Here is a 3,400-nt window from a genome sequence, read left to right as displayed (position 1 = left end):
ATTATCTGGACACTTGCGATTTCACCTCCAAGGCTGAAGTTTTCACCTTTTTCCGAGGGCAGATTATGCAAGTCACCAGAGCTCGAGAGGGGACTGTCCCTCGCTATTTTGTCCGCGATGATGCAGGCAACTCCGTTGAACCGATTCACGATTTCCTCCGTTATCTCGACGCTCGAGGGTCATCCCCGAACACCATTCGCTCCTACGCCTACGACCTGCGGCGCGTGTGGGAGTTCTTCGAAGCCCGAGGGCTCGAGTGGCAGGGCTTCAACATCGCGAATGCCGTCGATTTGATCGCTTACCTGCACGACCGGATCGATATGCGCCCCGGCCGGTCCGCAACTGCGCCTGGCCCGGATCGGCTGTCACCGGCAACGGTCAATCGAGCACTGGCCGCAATGTCGTCGTTTTGCGACTGGGCGATCATCGCAGGGACGCTGACCCCGCCAAACCCGATGCGGGTCAGCAAGAGTATCAACAAGCCTTCGGTCACCGATCGGCACCGACCGTTCTTTGAAGGCATTTCCCGTCGCTCAGCGAGCGTGCGCGTAATCCGTGTCCGCAGCGTTCACCGCCTGCCTCGTCCGATGAATGACGACCAAATCGAACGTCTCCTAGCCGAGCTGACCTGCCTGCGCGATCGCGCCCTCGTGCTCCTGATGCTTCATGGCGGCCTGCGGCCGGGTGAGGCGCTCAGCCTGCATCTCGAGGATATCGCCTATGGACGGCGGCGCGTGACCGTCCGATGTCGCGATGACCACCCGAAAGGGGCACGCGGAAAGTCCCGCGTCGAGCGTGTCGTCGACCTGCATGACGGGCAGGCCCTCGATACCATCAGCGGCTATGTTATGCGCGACCGTCCCCGCGAGACAGACACGCCGTTCATCTTTCTGGTCGGCGGAAACGGCACGAGGCGATCTGAGCCCTTGTCCTATGCCGCGTTGGCAAAAGCCTTCGCGCGAGCGGCGGAGCGCGCCGGGATCAAATCTCCCGGCGTCACACCGCATGCGCTGCGGCATACCCACGCCACCCGCATGTGGGAAGCAGGCATGCGAGAGCTGACTCTCCAGCGCCGGCTCGGGCATGCATCACCGGAATCAACACGTATCTACACCCGCGTGTCCGACGCCACAGTGCTCGCCGAGTACAGCCGTGCAATGGGGCTAAAGCCATGACGACTCCACCACCGACTGCCCTGCAAACCTTCCCGACTGATATCTCACCGTCGCACTGCGAGGAGGAGGAATATCGCACATTCATCCGCAGCCTCGACATGACCCGCTATATGAAGAACCGTTATGTCGCTCAACGTCGAGAGTTCGTCGTCGCCTTTCCCGATCTCGCTCTTTGGTGCGAACAACCGCTTGAGGTTCGGCTCGGGCGACTTCACGGAACATCCGCCTTCACACCTGAACACCCCGCCTCGTTCTGGGCGCGGCAATATCTCTACTACCTCGCCTTAACGGACCGCCTGCGCCTCGACTATGGGTTCCTCCTGTCGATTTCGCCCATGTATGCCGCCCAACTCGCAAATTACCTGGGCATCGATCTGGGTATTCCGGATCTCCGCAAGCGCCAGAAAGCGATGGGGTATCACCAGACGACGCCACAGGGGTCGACCACCTGGGTGGTTTCTCGCATCGCGCTTCATACCGGCATGCGTTCGCCTGAACTGATCACCTCCAACGACCTTGACGTGTTGAACGATGCAATTTCTGCATATGCGGCGTCTTCCCTGATGAAGCGCTTCCATGGCTATGACCCGCAGAAGGCCAAGACGACCGCCCATTTCTGGCACCGCTATGTCCGACAGACACAGCTTGTCCTGCACCACCTCGGCAACGGCATCGCGCGACCACGCATGACCGCCGACAAGCGGAGGCCTTATGTCTATCCGAGGCCGGATATGGGTATTTTCATCGAGCGCTGGCTGGAGATCAAGCGCACCAGCCTTTCCAGGGTGACGGTCGACCACTGCGCCGTGTCGCTCCGCCGCTTTGTCGACTTCCTGGTTCGCCAAGATCCAAAAATTGAGAAGTTCGCTGATGTCACGTCCGAGGTGATGACTGCCTTCCTGATCGATCTTAGAAGCCAAGTCGGCGCCAGAACCAAGCGTACATTGTCGATTACCGCCCAGAGATCCCGTGCGCTTCATGTTGCGCAATTCCTCAGCGAGGGCGCAGCCTGGGAATGGCCAGATTTCCCGACGCGACCGGTTCTGAACACACGTGACCTTCCCCGCCTTCCACAGCGCCTGCCCCGGTATATCCCCGCCGAGCAGCTCGGACCACTCATGGAAGAGGTCCGCAAGCTTCCCTGCGATTTCCAGCGCGCCGCAATCCTGACCGCGCGATGGTCCGGCGCCCGTCGGACAGAGATCGCAAGGTTGCCCGTCGACTGTCTGGACGCCTATCCTGACGGAACGCCACGGCTGCGCATTCCGGCCGGAAAGACCTACAGGGAGCGGCTTGTGCCGCTTCACCCTGAGGCTGCTGAATCTCTTCGCAAGGTCATAGACCTGCGCGCAAAGTCGGACGAACGCCCGGTCCCGGATGCCAGAACCGGACAACACGTCAAGTTGCTCTTCTACCGCCGTGGTGTCGCAATCTCGCCCGACTACCTGTTCAACTATCCGCTCAAAGACATCTCTCAAAAACTTGGTCTGGTCGATGGAAAAGGGCAAAATCTCATCTCGGCGCATCGCTTCCGCCACACGGTCGGCACGGAACTCGCCGAAGGCGGGGCGCGGATGCAGACGATCATGGACGTGCTAGGGCACCAAAGCCCGCATATGTCGATGGTCTATATCCGTGTCAGCGATGAAGCGGTGCTCGCTGACTATCAAGCCGTGTTGAAACCCGATGCGCCGATCGCCGGACCTGCGGCCGAGATCATCCGCAATCAACGCCTTCCACAGAGCACGGTCGATTGGCTGAAGTGCAACTTCCTGAAGACCGAGCTCGAACTCGGCCATTGTCTGCGGCTGCCGGAAGAGGGACCCTGTGAATGCGACCTTTACCTGAACTGCGCCAAATTCGTCACCACCCGCTCCTATGCACCGAGACTGCGGGCGCGCCATCGCCTCGAACTTAATCTGACAGAGGATGCGCGTTGCCGGGGTTGGACACGAGAGATCGAGCGGCATTCAGGAATAGCCTTCCGCATCGAACAGCTTCTCGTCGAACTGGGCGAGCCAGTCGCAGACGCGGCACAGGAAGTTGGAGAGACAGTCGAAGCGGCACTGAAAATGTCGCGGTAGCCCACAGGTACCTCCCCGCCGCCCGCTCCGCTGCGCGCGTATCCGCGCTACGCGGGCGGCGGGGGCCCTCCTATGGACAACCACGACAAACCCCCGCCAGGAGAACAAAAACAGCTTGATTGTCGGGATAACATCGAACCA

Annotated in this window: 2 protein-coding genes; both read left to right on the top strand. The window is 60.5% G+C overall.

The genetic code is table 11. From position 1 onward, the window contains the following. Positions 1-1,175, top strand: a 1,175-nt coding sequence (locus GC127_RS01275) for a tyrosine-type recombinase/integrase (protein ID WP_254699956.1), incomplete at its 5' end; no start/stop codon positions are given. After that, positions 1,172-3,259, top strand: a complete 2,088-nt coding sequence (locus GC127_RS01270; protein WP_151976063.1) for a site-specific integrase — start codon at positions 1,172-1,174, stop codon at positions 3,257-3,259. The genes GC127_RS01275 and GC127_RS01270, both read left to right, overlap by 4 nt. Positions 3,260-3,400 lie beyond the last annotated feature (141 nt).

Origin of the sequence: Roseovarius sp. EC-HK134 (genome assembly GCF_902498815.1) — a bacterium.
Classification (GTDB): Bacteria; Pseudomonadota; Alphaproteobacteria; order Rhodobacterales; family Rhodobacteraceae; genus Roseovarius; species Roseovarius mucosus_A.
The sequence above is the reverse complement of the archived record's forward strand: the minus strand, read 5'-3'. Positions and strand labels throughout refer to the sequence as shown.